Origin of the sequence: Nonomuraea cypriaca (genome assembly GCF_015645445.1) — a bacterium.
Classification (GTDB): domain Bacteria; phylum Actinomycetota; class Actinomycetes; order Streptosporangiales; family Streptosporangiaceae; genus Nonomuraea; species Nonomuraea cypriaca.
The window spans coordinates 1-15,590 of the sequence record NZ_JADOGI010000041.1 but is presented as its reverse complement, the minus strand read 5'-3'; the positions used below and the strand labels follow the sequence as shown (position 1 = coordinate 15,590).

Here is a 15,590-nt window from a genome sequence, read left to right as displayed (position 1 = left end):
GCGTCGAGCGAACCGTAGACTGTACGGTACAACGTACGACGACTCTGGAGGAGATGCTTTGACGTTGACCGGCATCCGGCCCTTCCGCCTCGAGACCGCCAGGGAGGACCTGGACGACCTGCGCGCGCGGCTCGACCGGGTGCGCTGGCCGGACGAGGTCCCCGGCCTCGGCTGGCGCTACGGCGTCCCGCTCGACCACCTCAAGGGGCTGGTCGAGCACTGGCGCACCGGCTACGACTGGCCCCGCGCCCAGGCCGAGCTCAACCGGCACGACCAGTTCGTCACCGACATCGACGGGCAGCGGGTCCACTTCCTGCACGTCCGCTCCGCCGACCCGGCCGCCCTGCCGCTGCTGATCACCCACGGCTGGCCCAGCTCGCCGGTGGAATACCTCGACGTGATCGAGCCGCTCAGCCGCGACTTCCACCTGGTCATCCCGTCCATCCCCGGCTTCGGCCTGTCAGGGCCCACCCATGAGACCGGATGGGGCTCCACCCGCGTCGCCCGCGCCTGGCTGGAGCTCATGACCAGACTCGGCCACGAGCGCTTCGGGGTGCAGGGCGGCGACTGGGGCACGTGGATCTCGCGCGAGGTCGGCGTGCTGGCCCCGGAACGCGTCGTGGGCATGCACGGCAACGGCATCATCTGCTTCCCCATCGGCGCGCCCGGCGAGTTCGACGGCCTGAGCGAGGTGGAGCAGGAGCGGCTGGCCTTCCGCGAGCGCTACCAGAGCGAGCAGTACGGCTACAAGCTGATCCAGTCGGCCAGGCCGCAGACGTTCGCGTACGGGATGGCCGACTCGCCGGTCGCGCTGCTGGCCTGGTTCGCGAGCGTCTACCACGAGTGGAGCGACGCCGAGATCGACACCGACCGGCTGCTCACCACGGTCATGCTCTACTGGCTGACCAACACCGCCGGCTCGGCCGCCCGGTCCTTCGCCGAGACGCCGGACACCGAGCAGGACACCAGCGTCGAATGGGAGCTCAAGCCCGCCACGGTGCCCACGTCGGTCTCGGTGTTCCCGAAGGACATCCTGCGGCCGATCCGCCGCTTCGCCGAGCGCGACAACAACATCGTCGGCTGGGTGGAGCACGAGCGGGGCGGCACGTTCGCCGCCCTGGAACAGCCGGAGGCGTTCGTCGCCGACGTCCGCGCGTTCTTCATGCACTGAACCGCCCGCCCGCGAGCCCTGACCCCACCCGCTGTGCCCCCGGCCATCACGCGCTGAGCACCCGCCGTAACGAACGGTCCCCGTCCGGCTATAAGTCATCGACGGGGTCTCGGCGCGCGGGAAACGGGGCTTGATGAAGGAGACACCCTCCGTCCGGGCTCCCATCCTCATCGGGTTCGGGGCCCTGGCGGTGACGGCTCTGGTGCTCGGATACGCCGGCCTGGACACCTACCTGGCGGCCCGCACCGAGCTCACCTCGCTCGACCTGGTCTACTACGCGCTCCAGCTGTTCGTGATGGACAGTGAGCCGCTGGGCGAGGGCGGCCCGCTCCCGTGGACGCTGGAGTTCGCCAGGTTCGCCGCTCCCGCTGTCACGGTCTACGCCCTCGCCGAGGCCGTACGCCTGCTGCTGAGCAGCGAGTTGCGCAAGGTCAGGGCCCGTGAGACGCGGCGGCACGCGATCGTGTGCGGGACGGGGCCGCTCGGCCAGACGCTCACCCAGCGGTTGCGCGAGGCCGGCCGCAAGGTCGTCGTGGTCGGCGGCACCCCGCACACGCCGCCGCACGCGCGGGACGTCTTCCACGTCACGGGGGACGCCAGGGACGCCGTCGTGCTGCGCGCGGCCGGGGTGCTGCGGGCCGACGTCGTCTACGCCTGCGAGGACGACGCGACGGCCAATATCGCCATCGCGGCCACCGTGCACAACCTGCGCCGTTCCCGGCCGGTCGCCGCCTACGCGCACGTGCCCGACCCCGAGCTGTGCGCCGCGCTGCGGGCGCGCCGGCTGGGCGTGACCGAGCGGCCCGAGCACCGGCTCGACTTCTTCAACCTGGACGAGCTCGCCGTGCGCGTGCTGCTGGCCCGCGACCCGCTGCGCGAGCCGCGCCCGGTGCTGCTGCTGGGGCTGGAGTCGTTCGGCGGGGCCCTGCTCGTGGAGCTGGCCAGGCAGTGGCGGCTGCGGGTACCGCACGGCGGCGTACGGCTCCCCGTCCGGGTGATCGCCCCCGAGGCGAAGGGGGAGGGCGCCGCCCTGTGCAGGCGCTATCCCTTTCGTCGCCGAGTCCTGCGCGCTGACCCTGGAGGACGCCCCGCCCGAGCGGCTGTTCGAGCTGCTGGAAGGCGCGAACGAGACGCCTCAGCGGATCTTCGTCTGCTACCGCGACGAGCACCTGGCGTTGAAGACCACGCTGACCGTCTCCGCGCTCTGGACGGGATCGCCGGTCGTGGTCCGCGTCGACCAGCGCAAGGCGTTCGGCGACGCGTTCCGCGCGGCCCGGCTGATGGAGGACCTGGCCGGCACCCTGCGCGTCTTCGCCGTCATCGAGGAGGCGGGTGAGCCGGAGTTGATCGACGAGGACCTGATCGAGCGGCTCGCGCGGGCCATCCACGACAGGTACGTCCTCGACGCCGCCAGGCGCGGCGACCTGCCCGGCCTGAACGGCTCCATGACCCCGTGGGCCGAGCTCACCGAGCCCAAGAAGGAGCAGAACCGGCGGCAGGCCGCCGACATCGGGCTCAAGCTCAGGGCGGTCGGTTGCGTCCTCGCGCCGAGCACGGACGCGCCGGGGGCGTTCCCGTTCAGCGACGCCGAGGTGGAACTGCTGGCCAGGATGGAGCACGCGCGCTGGATGAAGCACCACACCGGCCATGGGTGGACGCACGGCCCTGAGCGGAACGAGGAACGCAAGCAGCATCCGGACATCCTCGACTGGAACGCCCTGCCGGAGGAGAGCCGCGACAAGGATCGGGCGACCGTGCGGAACCTGCCCGACGTCCTCGCCGACGCGGGCTTCCGCATCGTACGGCTCACCCCGGCGAAGGATCACCAGTGAGTCAGCCGAGCCAGCCGGGGGCCACCAGGACGGCCCAGGCCGCGAGCGGACCGACCAGGACGACCGCCGCGCCGTACGCGAGGAGCTTGCGGTAGAACTCGTCCCTGTGCATGCCCCTGACGTTGGCCACGAGCAGCGCCCCGGTCGTGGAGAACGGGCTGACGTCCACGATGGCCGACGACACCGACAGCGCCGCGATCATCGCGATCGGGCCCAGGGTGCCCTGCGCCAGCAGGGGCACGGCCAGCGGCACCAGCGCGCCCAGGATGCCCACGGTCGAGGCGAAGGCGGACACGACGCCGCCCACGTAGCAGATGAGCAGCGCCACCAGCAGCGGGATGCCGATCGCGGCCGCCGACGCGCCGACGTAGTCGATGGTGCCGATCTCCTGCAGGACGCCGACGTAGGTGACGACGCCGCAGATCAGCAGCACGGCCGGCCAGGCCACCCGTTCGACGGCGCCCTTGTTCACCCGCGGGGAGGTGAGGGAGAGCACGACGGCGACGGTGACGGCGGTCAGGCCGACGTCGAGCTGGAACACCAGCACGGCCAGGCAGAGCGCGAGGATGCCGACCAGCGTCAGCGCCTGGTGCGGGGTCAGCCGGAGGCCGCCGCCGCCGGTTCCGGACGCGACCTCGGTGGTGGCCGTGCCCCCGGACGCCGGCGCGCCGGACTCCGCCCCGGCCACGGACCCGCCGCCGCCCGCCGCCACGGGAACGCCGCGAGCATCATCGGGAACGCTCTCGGGAACACCCGCGGGAACGCTGTCGGGAACGCTCTCGGGAACGCCGCCGGGGTCGGGGGCCGCAGGGGCGATGGCGCCGCGGCGCAGCAGTTCGCGGCCGCCGAAGACGAAGAAGACGATCGCCGCCGCGGCCGCGTTGAACACGAAGCTCGACACGAACAGCACCAGGTCGTCACCCGGCAGGTTCGCGTCCCGCCGGACGCCGTTCACGATCCCGCCCAGCACGCTGATCGGCGAGAACGCGCCCGCCTGGGTGCCGTGCGCGACCATGAGCCCGATCAGCAGCGGGTGGATGCGGTAGTCGGCCGCGAACCCGAACGCGATCGGCGCCAGGATCGCCGCCACCGCGGGCGCCGGCGCGCCCACGGCCGTCAGCAACGCCGAGATGGCGAACACCACCGGCGGGATCGCGGCCAGCCGCCCCCGCACCAGATGCACGGCGGCACGTACGAGCCAGTCGACCGTCCCGTTGTTGGTGGCGATCGCGAACAGCAGCGTGACCCCGACCAGGATCACGAACAGGCTGCCGGGGAACGCCCCCAGGATGTCGTCGGTGCTCATACCCGCGGCCAGCGTGCCGACGAGGAAGGCGCCGACGAGCGCCAGCGCTCCCAGGTTCACCGGGAAGATGGTGGCGACGACGAACATGGCGACGAGGGCGAGAATGGACAGGAGCTCTGCGGACACTGCTAACTCCGATCTCCCCCGAGCGTTTATGGCCGGTCGGCCGCCTGATGGACGAGCTCGACCGGGTGGCGGGCAGCGCGTCCCGCACCGTGGGCGACCTGCTGGCGGCAGGAGACCCCCGTGGCCGCGAGCAGGGTGTCGGGCGAGGATGCGGCGATCGCCGGGAAGAGCCGGAGGCCGCCGATCTTCATGGACAGGTCGTAGTGCTCGGCCTCGAAACCGAACGATCCGGCCATGCCGCAGCAGCCGGCGTCGATCTCCTCCACCTCCGCTCCCGGGATTCTGGACAGCAGCGCCCGCGTGGCCGCGGTGCCGACGACGGCCTTCTCGTGGCAGTGGCCGTGCAGCAGGATCCGGCGCCCGCGCAGCGCCTCGCCCAGCACCAGCGAGCCGTCGTCGATGGCCTCAGTGAGCAGTTCGGGGATGAGCCTGGCGCGGGCTGCCACGGCGGCGACGCGGGGGTCGCCGGGGAGCAGGGCGGCGTACTCGTCCTTCAGGGTGAGCAGGCAGGACGGCTCCAGGCCGACGATCGGCGCGTCGGTGGCGGCCAGGCGGTCCACCATCGCCGCGGCCATCGCCTTGGCCTGGTCCAGCAGGCCCTTGGAGATGCTGGAGCGGCCGCAGCAGCCCTCGGCGGCCAGCCGCACCCGGTATCCCGCGCGTTCCAGCAGCTCGACGGCGGCGCGGCCGATGCCGGGCTCGCTGTAGGTGGTGAAGGAGTCGGCCAGCAGGATGACCTCCCGTCCCGTCGAGCCGGGCCGGCGCGCGTGCCAGCGCACGAGGTTGTCGCGCCTGAAGCGGGGCAGCGGCCGGCGCCTGCTCAGGCCGAGCGGGCCGCGTACGGCGCCGGCCAGCCAGTTCGACAGCGGCGCGGTGGCCGAGCCGAGCCGGTTCAGCGTCCTGATCGCGCCGAACAGCCGCGCGCGCAGCGGCACGCCGTGGACCGAGTGGTACTGGTGGAGGGTCTCGCTCTTCAGCGCCGCCATGTCCACCCCGAGCGGGCACTCCGACTGGCAGGCCTTGCACTCCAGGCAGAGGTCGAGGATCCCGTGCAGCCGGTCGTCGCCGAGCGCCTGCCGGGGATCGTCCGAGTACAGCGCCTTGACCAGGGCGTTGGCCCGGCCGCGGGTGGAGTGCTCCTCCTCACGGGTGGCCATGTACGAGGGGCACATGACGCCCGAGTCCTCCTTACGGCAGACCCCGACGTTCATGCACCGGTCGGCCGCGGCGTGCATGCCGCCGGCGAAAGACAGGGTCGTGCGCAGCGGGCGCGGCTCGGGCAGCGCCGGATCGCGCAGGTGCTCGGTCATCGGCGGCGCGTCCACGATCTTGCCGGGGTTCAGCCGGCCGTCCGGGTCGAAGATCCGCTTGATCTCCCGCATCGCCTCGTAGATCTCGTCGCCGAACAGCCGCCGGTTGAACTCCGAACGGACCAGGCCGTCGCCGTGCTCGCTGGAGTTGACGCCGCCGTGCCTGGCGGTCAGCTCGGCGATCTCCGCGGCGACCGTACGCATCGTGGCGATCTCGCCGGGCGCGCGCAGGTCGACGAACGGGCGTACGTGCAGGCAGCCGACCGAGCAGTGGCCGTAGAAGCCGGCGCGCAGCCCGTGACGGTCGAGGACCCGCGCGAACTCCTCGACGTACGGCAGCAGCCGGTCCGGAGGCACGGCCGTGTCCTCCACGAACGCCAGCGGCCTTCGGCTGCCCACGCTGGAGGCCATCAGCAGGCCGAGCCCGGCCTTGCGTACCTTGAGCACGGCCGCCTGCTGCTCGGCGGTGACGGCCCGGAGCGTGTGGTAGCCGTGGCCGTTCGACTTCCAGACGGCGGCCAGTTCGTCCACCCGGCAGGCCACCTCGGCCGGGGTGTCGCCGAAGAACTCGACGAACAGCAGCGCCTCCGGCTCGCCCGCCAGGAGGTCGCCGAGCGCGGCGTAGCCGATGCGCTGTCTGGACAGGTCGAGGATGGCCCGGTCCAGGAGCTCGACCGAGGCGGCGGCGAAGGACAGGGCGTCCGCGGTGGCGGCGACGGCGGCCGGCGTGGAGGTGAAGTGGCCCACCGCGATGGCCTTGGCCTTCGGGCGCTCCACCAGCGCCACCGTGGCCTCGGTGACGACGGCCAGCGTGCCCTCCGAGCCCACCATGAGCTTGGTGAGATCCGGCGACGGCTCTCCCCGGGCGGCGAGGTCCAGGCGGTAGCCGCCCGCGTGCCGCCAGAAACGCGGGAACCCGGACAGGTCCAGCCCGCGCAGCACGCCGGCCACCGACGCGTTCAGCCGGGCGTCGGAGACCAGGTCCGAGGTGGTGGCGTCGGCGAGCACCACCCGCAGCGCCTCGACGTGGTCGGCCGTCGACCCGTAGCGCACGGAGTGGCTGCCCGCCGAGTTGTTGCCGATCATCCCGCCGATCGTGGCGCGGTCGCTGGTCGAGGTGTCCGGGCCGAACATCAGCCCGTGCTTGCGCGCCGCCCGGTTGAGCTGGTCCTGCACGACTCCCGGCTGCACCCGGGCGGACCTGCCGTCGATCTTCAGGATGCGGTTCATGTGCCGGGAGAAGTCGACGATCACGCCGCGCCGACCGTCTGCCCGGCCAGGCTGGTGCCCGCCCCGCGCGGCAGCACCGGCACCCCCAGCTCGCCACACGCCGCGACCAGGGCCTGCACGTCGTCGGCGTGCCTGGGGAAGGCGACCGCGAGCGGCTCGATCGCGTACATGCTGGCGTCGGACGCGTACAGATGGCGGGTGTACGCGTCGTCCCGTACCTCGCCGCCGAGCAGCGGTGACAGGGTCCTCGCCAGGCTCATCCGGTCTCCTCCAGGTACGCCAGCGCCGCGCGCACCCCGCCCTGCTTCACCGGCACCCCGGCCCCGGCGAGGCCCATCTCCACCCCGCTCAGCGTGCCCGCGAGCATGAGATCGTTGAAGTGGCCGAGATGCCCGATCCGGAACACGCGCCCCGCGAGCCGCCCGAGCCCGGTGCCGAGCGACATGTCATACCGCTCCAGGATCAGCCGCCGGACCGCGTCGGCGTCGTGCCCGTCCGGCATCAGCACCGCCGTGAGCGAGCTGGAGTATTCGCGCTCGTCGGCGCAGAGCACCTCCAGCCCCCACGCGCGCACGGCCCGCCGGGTCGCCTCGGCGTGCCGGTCGTGCCGGGCGAAGACCGCCGGCAGGCCCTCCTCCTCCAGCATGTCGAGCGCCTCGCGCAACCCGTACAGCAGGTTGGTGGGGGGTGTATACGGGAAGAAGCCCTGCCGGTTGGCCGCGATGATCGGCTCCCAGTCCCAGTACGACCGCGGCAGCCGCCCCCGGTGCGCCAGCGCCTTCGGGCCGACCGCGTTGAAGCCGAGGCCCGGCGGCAGCATGAGGCCCTTCTGCGAGCAGCCGACGGTCACGTCGACGCCCCACTCGTCGTGCCGGTAGTCCATCGAGCCCAGCGACGAGATCGTGTCGACCAGCAGCAGCGCCGGATGACCGGCCCGGTCGAGGGCGGCGCGGATCTCCGGGACGCGGCTGCGTACGCCGGTCGAGGTCTCGTTGTGCACCACCATGACGGCGGCGACGTCGCCCGTGAGGTGCTCGGCCACCAGGCCGGGGTCCGCGCCGTGCCGCCAGTCGCCAGGTATCAGGTCGACCACCAACCCGAGCCTGGCCGCCATCTCGCACCACAGCGTCGAGAAGTGCCCGGTCTCGAACGCCAGCACCTTGTCGCCCGGCGACAGCGTGTTGACCAGCGCCGCCTCCCAGGCCCCCGTCCCCGACGACGGGTAGACGACCACGTGGTGGCGGGTCATGAAGACGGTCTTCAGCCGCTCCAGCAGCTCGGTCGCCAGCCGGGCGAACTCTGGCCCTCGGTGGTCGATCGTGGGGGCGGCGACGGCGCGCAGCACCCGTTCGGGAACGTTCGTCGGCCCGGGAATCTGCAGAAAGTGCCGGCCCACGCTTTGGAACACCTCCGTGCCATTACACGGCACGGCGTGCCGCGGTGCGGTTCATTAACATTAAAATCGGCGCGCAGAGGAGTCAATGCATGCGGAACGTGATCAACGCCCTCCGGGTGCTCGAAGAGGTCGCCATCCGCCAGCCCGCCGGCGTCGGCGAGCTGGCTCGCGGATTAGGCCTCCCCAAGAGCACGGTGCAGCGCTCGCTGCGGACGCTGTACGAGGCGGGCTGGATCAGGCCCGCCGGGGGCGGGCTCACGCGCTGGCAGGTGACCGGCAAGGCGCGGCAGGTGGGCCGCCGGGCCGAGTTCGGCCTGCGCGACGCGGCCATGCCGGTCATGGAGGACCTGCGTCAGCGCACCGGCGAGACGATCCACCTGATGGTCCCGGAGGGTGACGCGGTGGTGCTGATCGAACGGCTGGAGACCGACAAGCCGCTGCGCATCGTGCTGCCGCTCGGCATCAGGCTGCCGCTGCACGCCTCGGCCAACGGCAAGGCCGTGCTCGCCCATCTGTCCCGGCCGGTCGCCGAGCTGCCCGCGTACACGGAGACCACGATCACCGACCCGGACGCGCTGCGCGCCGAGCTGGCGGCGGTCCACGTGCGCGGCTACGCGGACAACCGCGGCGAGTGGCGCTCCGACATCGCCGCCGTCGCCGCGGCCGTCCTGGGCCCGGACGGCCCGGTCGCGAGCCTGAGCGTCTCCACCCCGGCCAGCCGCATGCCGGACGATCGGCGGGTGGAGTACGGCAAGCTGGTCACCCTCGCGGCCCGCGCCCTGAGCGAGTCCCTGGGCTGATCGCCGCACACTTCCGGGTTTTTTGAATCGCCGCCACGCTCACCACCGCCGCCGGGACCATGGCGGGTGACGAGGGGAAGCCGATGACGATACCGACACAGCAGGTGACCGCCGAACGGGCGGAGCAGGCGCCGGACCTGGAGGAACGGCAGGGGCCGACGCTGGAGGAGCGGCTGCTCCGGGCCGAGGCCAGGATCGAACGCCTCAGGGCGGCCGCGCTCGGCGCGGCGGCCGAACCGATCGAGTGAGATCACGATCACGCACCGTTTCCCGGCCTCCTACGGCGGTTCCGGGACGATTCGCCGATAATAACGGCGAGATCAACACGGAGTCAGTACGGAGGATCATGCTGCACAGGATCGCCACCGCCCTGGTAGTCGGCTCGGCCCTCGCCGCCGGCGGTGTGGCCGCGCCCGCGTCCGCCGCCGCCTCGACGGCCGCCCCCAACCTGCGGGCCTGCTACGACGGCAAGTGCAATCTCACTCTCACCAAGCGGGCGTCGTTCCGGGTCAGCCCGCGCTTCGGCATCACCAGACTGACCATCACGTTCAACTCGCAGATCGTCCGCGTGAAGGGCACGGCTCCCGGCGTGATGTCCGAGGCGGTGCTCGGCCGCAGCGCGTCGGGCTCGGTCAACGACATCGGCGTCCGGATCAGGTCGCTGTCGGGCAGCAAGGCGGTCCTGCGCCTGTCGCCCGTACGCTGACCGCGGCGGCCAAGCAACACCTACCGCAGTAGCCACGCAACGCTAACTGCGGCGGCCACGCAACACCTACCGCAGATAGCCACGCAACGCTGACCGCGGCGGCGACGCACTAACCGCGGCAGCCACGCAGCAGCAGCACCGCGATGTCGTCGGAGCGCTGCTCCAGTGCGGCCGGCTCGATGAGTGAGTCGGCGAGTTCGTGCAGGTTCTGGCCGGGCGCGGGAGCGAAGCGTCCGGCCAGGCGCGCGATCGCCTCACCCAGGTCCAGGCCGGGCACCTCGACCAGGCCGTCGGTGTAGAGGGTCAGGACCGAGCCGGGCGGCAAGGCCAGGTCGGAGGTGGCGTACTCCGCGTCCGGGTCGATGCCGAGCAGCAGGCCGGGGGACGTGTCGATGACCTGGGTGGCCGCGCCGGGGCGGCCGAGCAGCGGCGGCAGATGGCCGGCGCTGGCCATGCGGCCGGCGCGCGTGCGCAGGTCGAGGCTGATGTACACGCAGCTCGTGAACCGGTCGGGTGCCAGCTCGGCGAGCAGCCGGTTGGTGTGCGTCAGCACCTCGCCAGGGCTGGCCCCGGCGGTGGCGTGGGCGCGGATGGCGGTACGCACCTGCCCCATGAGGGCCGCGGCGGTCACGTCATGGCCCTGCACGTCGCCGATGACGGCCGCGGCCTTGGTGTCGTCCAGGCGGATGAGGTCGTAGAAGTCGCCGCCGATGTCCATCCCGGGGGTGGCGGGCAGGTAGCGCGCGGCCAGGTCGAGCCCGGGGACCTGCGGCAGCGTACGCGGCAGCAGGCTCGACTGCAGGCACTGGGCGAGCGACTGCTTGGCGTCGTAGAGCCGGGCGCGCTCGAACGCCTGCGCGATCAGCCCGGCGAGCGCGGTCAGCGTGGCGCGCTCGTCGGTGCTGAAGCGGTGCGGGCGGTCGTACGCGAGGACGCAGGTGCCGATCGGCCGGCCCGAGGTGACCAGCGGCAGGAATGCCCAGGCCGACAGGTTGTCGTAACGGATCGCGCCGGGATGCGACTGGCGCAGCTCCTCCCAGTTGGAGAAGAACGCCGGGTCGCGGGCGTACATGGGGTGCCTGGCGGAGGGGAGGCGGCCGTCGAACTGCTCCAGGGCCTGTCTGCTGTAGCCGCGTGAGGCGTGCACCCGCATCCGGCCGCCCTTCATGGCGAGGATGGACAGGGCCTGGACGTTGTGGACGGGCATGACGTGGTCGGCGACCAGGTCGATCACCTCCTGGGCGGTCACCGCCCGCGCGAGCGCGGTCGCCAGGTGCAGCATCTCGTGCAACGCCATCGCCCGTGCCGGCGGATCCTCCGGGACCGGGGTAGCCGGCGCCGGGTAGCCGTCCTCGCGGGCCTCCCCACGGGCTTCTCCGTCAACCTCCTCGCGGGCTTCTCCGTCAACCTCCTCGCGGGCTTGCTCACCGGTCTCTCCGCGGGTTCCCCCACCGGCCTTCTCGTGGGCTTGCTCGCGGGCTCCCTCACTGGTGATGCGCAGGGTGATGCCGGACAGGCCGGGATAGAGCCGGAAGGTCAGCAGGCGGCCGTCCGGGTGCCGGGCGGTGAAGTGGGTGACCTGGCGGCTGACGACCGCGGCGCGGTACCGGTCTTCGCAGGCGGGGTCGGCCAGCCACGGCAGCGCCTGCCACGGGCGCTCGCCAAGCAGCTCGTACGCGGAGCTGGCGAGCAGGTCGGCGGCCGGCGCGGTGAGCAGGGTCACCCGGCCTTCCACGTCCAGCGCGCAATAGCCCTCGGGCAGGCGGTTGAGACAGTCGAGCGCGACCAGGTCCGCTCGCGGGTCGGCCTTGCGTACGGGATACGGGTCCAGGATGCGCGGCCGCTGCCCCGGTTTGATCGCCCGGCCCAGCTCGGCCCCCTCACGGAGCAGGTCCCCCATCTCGGTGCAGGCCTCGTTGATCACGTCGAACTGGTGCCGGGTGAGCTGCCAGACGAGCCCGGACGGCCACAGCAGCAGGACCGCGCCCCAGACGGCCGCGCCGGCGCAGATGGGGGAGACGGCCACGGCGAAGTGGTACGGCAGGGTCAGGGCCGCCGCCGGGAACGTACGGGCGAGTTCCTCCCGGCCGGAGAGCCAGATCAGGCGCTGCTCACGCACCGCCACGGCGATCGGCATGGGGTCGTTCGTCCTGATCCTGGCCAACGCCAGCGCGATCGGGGCGGGCAGGCCCAGCTCCGTTTCCATGCGCAGGACCTGGCCGTCCTCGTCGAGGAGGTAGGCCGCGCCGATGTGCGCGCCGGTGCCGGTGACGGCTTCGATCAGCAGGTCGTCCAGCCGGGACGAGCCATTCGCCGAACCCGGGGCCGAGGCGGTTTGCTCCGGCACCGCTTCAGCCCGCCTCACTCACCGGGCGTGAGTGCGATCTCGTCCAGAAACCTCGCATACAGGCACACTACCCGCAGGCATGTAGCGAACCTCTTACAGACTGCAAACCTGCTCACCCTGGACGGCGCTCCGCTACCGTCGTCCGACATGACGGTCCTCCGCTCCCTCCTGCTGTTCGCCCTGGCCGCCCTCGCCGAGATCGGCGGCGCGTGGCTCGTCTGGCAGGGCGTACGCGAGCAGCGCGGAGCCGTCTGGATCGGCGCCGGCGTCATCGCGCTCGGCCTGTACGGCTTCGTCGCGACCTTCCAGCCCGATCCGAACTTCGGCAGGATCCTGGCCGCCTACGGGGGCGTGTTCGTGGCCGGCTCGCTGGCGTGGGGAATGATCGTCGACGGGTTCCGCCCCGACCGCTGGGACATCATCGGCGCCCTGATCTGCGTCGCAGGCGTACTCGTCATCATGTACACTCCCCGTCCCTGACCCACTCCGCGCTGCCCAGGCCATCCCCGGCCGCAGACCGGTCCCGGCACCGATCCGGCCTGTCACCCGGGACCCGCCCGCTGACCCGCTCCCGGGCGGGTCGGGATGCGGACGGGCCGGGATGTGAGTGGGGGCGGGTTACAGCGGGCCGCGTTGCCAGGGGCCGCGGATCGCGTAGGTGCGTCCCGGTGGATCCAGCGAGGCGGTGTTCCCGAGCTGGTTGACGAACAGGACCGAGCCGTCCGGGCTGAAGCAGGCCCCGGCGAACTCGCTGTCGTCGGCGACGTTGACCGCGAACTCGAACGGCTCGCCCCGCCGCGGATCCAGCGCGATCAGCCGGTTGACGTTGACCAGTCCGGGAGCCAGCGGATGGGGGTCGGCGTCGGCGGAGCCCGCGTCGTCCTCGCACAACACGATGCCACCGCGCGGGGTGAACACCAGGTTGTCCGGCGAGTCGAGCTCCTTGCGGCCCGGCGACTCGTACACCAGGACCAGTGTTCCGCCGTCGCGGCGGCCGGGGATGTAGCGCCAGACCTGGCCGTAACCCTCCACGTAGCCGTCGGCGCCGGGCGCGTCGCCGTTCTTGGCGTCGCCGCCGCTGGTGGAGTTGAAGAAGATACTGTCGTCGCCGTACCAGCAGCCTTCGAGCCGGTTGAACTTCGCGCCGCCCTTCTCCAGGCCCTGCTCGGTGCAGGTCAGGGCGCCGTTCTCCAGGTCGGGGTCGGGGTCGTCGATGGTCACCCACTCGACGGGCAGCCTGGCGCCCATCCTCTGCCCCTCGCGGCAGTCGTAGTTGCGGGCGCCCTTGACCTTGAGCATCTCCAGCACGCCGCCGGCGGCCAGGTCGCGCGGGTCGCGGGGGCGGAAACGGTAGAAGCCCGCGGGCCTGCCGGACTCGTCCTCGGTCTCGTGGACGTATCCGGTGCGGGGGTCGACCGCGACCGCCTCGTGGGAGAAGCGGCCCATCGCGGTCAGCGGCTGCGAGGGGGCGGGCCTGCCGGGCTCGGGGCCGTCAAGCGGCACCTCGAAGATGTAGCCGTGCTTGCGCGTCCAGCCCTGGTTCGGTCCCGCGGTCGTCTCCTCGCACGTCAGCCAGCCGCGCCGGTGCGCCATCATGCCGCCCGCGCAGTTGACGATCGTGCCGTTGAGGCTGACGAAGTGGCGTAACACCTCGCCGCTGCGCAGGTCGACCTCGAGGGTCGTGGTGCCGGCGACGCCCAGCTCGTCGTAGCGCCGCGAGCCCTCGACGTGGACCCGGCCGACCGGCGATCCGGGCGTGGTGCGGACCTCGTGGTTGCGGATGAGACGGGCGGTGTGGCGGCGGGTGCCGGGGAAGGCGGCCATGCCGTCGTGGGCGATCGGGGTGGCCACGCCGTCGGACATGGGGGTGCCGGTCCGGCCAAGCACGACGTACGAGAAGCCGGCGGGCAGGGCGAGGAGTTCCTCGCCGGTGTTCCTGGCGGGGGTCCGGCGCAGCGGCCCGTACCCCACCTGGTGCGGGTCCGCCGCGGGGCGGCCGGCGTCGGCCCAGGACGCGTGGGCGGTCAGGGTCTCGATGGCGATGCCGCTGGCCAGGACGCCTCCGGCGGTGGTCAGGCCGCGGCCGAGAAAGGATCGTCGATCAAGCTCGGTCATGCTGTGCTTCCCCTCGGGACGTTCGCATGTCCGTACGGTGAACGGATGCTTTCGTCAGCGTAAACGCGGACTCGTGCCCCGAGAGGGCCCAAAATGGATCAACGGATGATGCCGGTGGGCACGCCCCGCAATGGGCGTGCGGGCGCGGGGCGTGCTCACCGGCCCCGGTCTTCACGGGCCGATGCGATGATCGACGGTGAACGTGACCGGTGCGGAGACGGGCGAGGCCCGTGTCGTCCTGCTGGGTCGGCCGTCAGCCCGGCCAACACAAACTGTAATCGTTCGACTGCGAAGAGTAATAATAGCGCCAAGGTAAGGTCTTGCTACCCCGGCCTCCCCTCGGCCGGCGAACCGCCTGGTCGCGCGCACGGCTCAGCCGGGGAGGCGGTCCGGTGGTGGGCTTGCGGGGTCCAGGACGTAGGCCAGGTCGGCCTCCATGCGGGCGGCGGCCTCCCTGAGCGCGGGCAGGACGTCGGCACGAAGGTCGGCGGGGGTGGCGCGGCTGGCGTGCGTGGCGACGTTCACGGCCGCGATCACCCGGCCGGCGCGGTCGTGGACGGGCACCGCGATCGACCGTACGCCTTCCTCGAGCTCCTGGTCGACCACGGCGTAGCCGTCGGCGGCGGCCTGCCGGACCGCGGCCCGCAGCTCGGCCGGGGAGGTGATGGTGTGGCTGGTCAGCGGCGGGGAGACGATGCCGTTCTGCGGCTCGTCGGGCAGGCCGGCGAGGAGCACCCGGCCCATCGCGGTCGCGTACGCGGGGAAACGGGTGCCGACGGTGATGTCGACGCTCATGATGCGTCGTGTGGGCACGCGTGCCAGGTACACGATGTCGTCACCGGACAACACGGCGACCGAGGCCGACTCGTGCACGCGGGCGACCAGGTCCGCAAGATGCGGCTGCACGACCGCGCGGAACGTGCGTCCCGACAGGTGGGCGTACCCGAGCTCCAGGACCTTGGGCAGCAGGACGAAGCGGGGGCCGTCGGCGGCCACGTACCCCAGCCGTTCGAGGGTCTGGACCGCCCGCCGTGCGGTCGCCCGCGGCAGTCCGGTGGCCCGGGCGGCGCCGGCCAGCGTGGCCCCGCCGGGGCGGCCGAGTGCCACCAGCACGGCCAGGCCCCGAGCAAGCGACTGCAGGTAACCGGCCCCGAGCTCCTTCTTGGCGGCCGGCGATGCGTCCACAACCGCCTCGCGCGGGCGGGGCGGCGGTGAGGCGTCCACGGCCACATCGTGTGGGTGGGGTGGGGG

General features: G+C 72.3%; 13 protein-coding genes and 1 pseudogene. 7 read left to right on the top strand and 7 right to left on the bottom strand.

Annotation, left to right across the window (positions count from 1 at the left end; all coding sequences use genetic code 11):
- Positions 1-58 precede the first annotated feature (58 nt).
- The 3 genes from ITP53_RS15940 (at position 59) to ITP53_RS60275 (ending at position 3,003) form a co-directional block, all read left to right on the top strand.
- Positions 59-1,171, top strand: coding sequence for an epoxide hydrolase family protein (locus ITP53_RS15940; RefSeq protein ID WP_328814650.1), 1,113 nt, complete (start codon positions 59-61; stop codon positions 1,169-1,171).
- A gap of 133 nt (positions 1,172-1,304) precedes the next feature.
- On the top strand, positions 1,305-2,507 hold the full coding sequence (locus ITP53_RS15935) for an NAD-binding protein (protein ID WP_195896168.1): 1,203 nt from the start codon (positions 1,305-1,307) through the stop codon (positions 2,505-2,507).
- Positions 2,395-3,003 carry a RyR domain-containing protein gene (locus ITP53_RS60275; RefSeq protein WP_195896167.1) on the top strand — a complete coding sequence of 203 codons (609 nt, stop codon included), beginning with the start codon at positions 2,395-2,397 and terminating at the stop codon, positions 3,001-3,003. Before ITP53_RS15935 ends, ITP53_RS60275 begins: the two co-directional genes overlap by 113 nt.
- Before the next feature lies 1 nt (position 3,004).
- Here the strand turns inward: ITP53_RS60275 and ITP53_RS15925 are convergent, their stop codons facing one another.
- The 4 genes and pseudogenes from ITP53_RS15925 to ITP53_RS15915 all read right to left on the bottom strand — a co-directional run bounded on the left by ITP53_RS15925 (position 3,005) and on the right by ITP53_RS15915 (position 8,371).
- Positions 3,005-4,435: an SLC13 family permease gene (locus ITP53_RS15925; protein WP_195896166.1), complete on the bottom strand. Its 1,431-nt coding sequence runs from the start codon at positions 4,433-4,435 to the stop codon at positions 3,005-3,007.
- Between the two features lie 26 nt (positions 4,436-4,461).
- Positions 4,462-5,421: a (Fe-S)-binding protein gene (locus ITP53_RS57480; RefSeq protein WP_236050860.1), complete on the bottom strand. Its 960-nt coding sequence runs from the start codon at positions 5,419-5,421 to the stop codon at positions 4,462-4,464.
- Positions 5,422-5,481: 60 nt separating this feature from the next.
- A pseudogene (locus ITP53_RS57475) lies at positions 5,482-7,145 on the bottom strand (FAD-linked oxidase C-terminal domain-containing protein); the annotation flags it as partial.
- A gap of 86 nt (positions 7,146-7,231) precedes the next feature.
- On the bottom strand, positions 7,232-8,371 hold the full coding sequence (locus ITP53_RS15915; RefSeq protein WP_328814646.1) for a pyridoxal-phosphate-dependent aminotransferase family protein: 1,140 nt from the start codon (positions 8,369-8,371) through the stop codon (positions 7,232-7,234).
- An 89-nt stretch (positions 8,372-8,460) separates the two neighbouring features.
- Here ITP53_RS15915 and ITP53_RS15910 point away from each other — a divergent pair, with 89 nt between their 5' ends.
- The 3 genes from ITP53_RS15910 (at position 8,461) to ITP53_RS15900 (ending at position 9,877) form a co-directional block, all read left to right on the top strand.
- Entirely contained in the window at positions 8,461-9,171 is a 711-nt protein-coding gene (locus ITP53_RS15910; protein ID WP_195896164.1) for an IclR family transcriptional regulator, read from the top strand.
- 83 nt (positions 9,172-9,254) lie between these two features.
- Entirely contained in the window at positions 9,255-9,419 is a 165-nt protein-coding gene (locus ITP53_RS15905; RefSeq protein ID WP_195896163.1) for a hypothetical protein, read from the top strand.
- 98 nt (positions 9,420-9,517) lie between these two features.
- Positions 9,518-9,877 (top strand): hypothetical protein, encoded by a 360-nt coding sequence (locus tag ITP53_RS15900; protein WP_195896162.1) that lies wholly within the window; start codon positions 9,518-9,520, stop codon positions 9,875-9,877.
- Between the two features lie 109 nt (positions 9,878-9,986).
- Here the strand turns inward: ITP53_RS15900 and ITP53_RS15895 are convergent, their stop codons facing one another.
- Positions 9,987-12,224, bottom strand: coding sequence for a SpoIIE family protein phosphatase (locus ITP53_RS15895; RefSeq protein WP_328814643.1), 2,238 nt, complete (start codon positions 12,222-12,224; stop codon positions 9,987-9,989).
- Positions 12,225-12,371: 147 nt separating this feature from the next.
- On the opposite strand from ITP53_RS15895, the gene ITP53_RS15890 reads away from it, so the two are divergent.
- Complete coding sequence (locus ITP53_RS15890) at positions 12,372-12,704, top strand: YnfA family protein (RefSeq protein WP_195896161.1); 333 nt, start codon at positions 12,372-12,374, stop codon at positions 12,702-12,704.
- Between the two features lie 138 nt (positions 12,705-12,842).
- Here ITP53_RS15890 and ITP53_RS15885 read toward each other — a convergent pair whose 3' ends face one another.
- Both ITP53_RS15885 and ITP53_RS15880 read right to left on the bottom strand, forming a co-directional pair.
- The gene (locus tag ITP53_RS15885) at positions 12,843-14,339 is read right to left on the bottom strand and encodes an alkaline phosphatase PhoX (protein WP_195896160.1); all 1,497 of its coding nucleotides are present in this window, start codon (positions 14,337-14,339) and stop codon (positions 12,843-12,845) included.
- 372 nt (positions 14,340-14,711) lie between these two features.
- Entirely contained in the window at positions 14,712-15,524 is an 813-nt protein-coding gene (locus tag ITP53_RS15880; protein ID WP_328814672.1) for an IclR family transcriptional regulator domain-containing protein, read from the bottom strand.
- Positions 15,525-15,590: the final 66 nt, after the last annotated feature.

Coding starts and splice junctions, on each gene's coding strand:
- ITP53_RS15905 (WP_195896163.1), top strand. CDS start 9,255: ATGACGATACCGACACAGCAGGTGACCGCCGAACGGGCGGAGCAGGCG.
- ITP53_RS15900 (WP_195896162.1), top strand. CDS start 9,518: ATGCTGCACAGGATCGCCACCGCCCTGGTAGTCGGCTCGGCCCTCGCC.
- ITP53_RS15935 (WP_195896168.1), top strand. CDS start 1,305: ATGAAGGAGACACCCTCCGTCCGGGCTCCCATCCTCATCGGGTTCGGG.
- ITP53_RS15910 (WP_195896164.1), top strand. CDS start 8,461: ATGCGGAACGTGATCAACGCCCTCCGGGTGCTCGAAGAGGTCGCCATC.
- ITP53_RS15885 (WP_195896160.1), bottom strand. CDS start 14,339: ATGACCGAGCTTGATCGACGATCCTTTCTCGGCCGCGGCCTGACCACC.
- ITP53_RS57480 (WP_236050860.1), bottom strand. CDS start 5,421: ATGGCGGCGCTGAAGAGCGAGACCCTCCACCAGTACCACTCGGTCCAC.
- ITP53_RS15890 (WP_195896161.1), top strand. CDS start 12,372: ATGACGGTCCTCCGCTCCCTCCTGCTGTTCGCCCTGGCCGCCCTCGCC.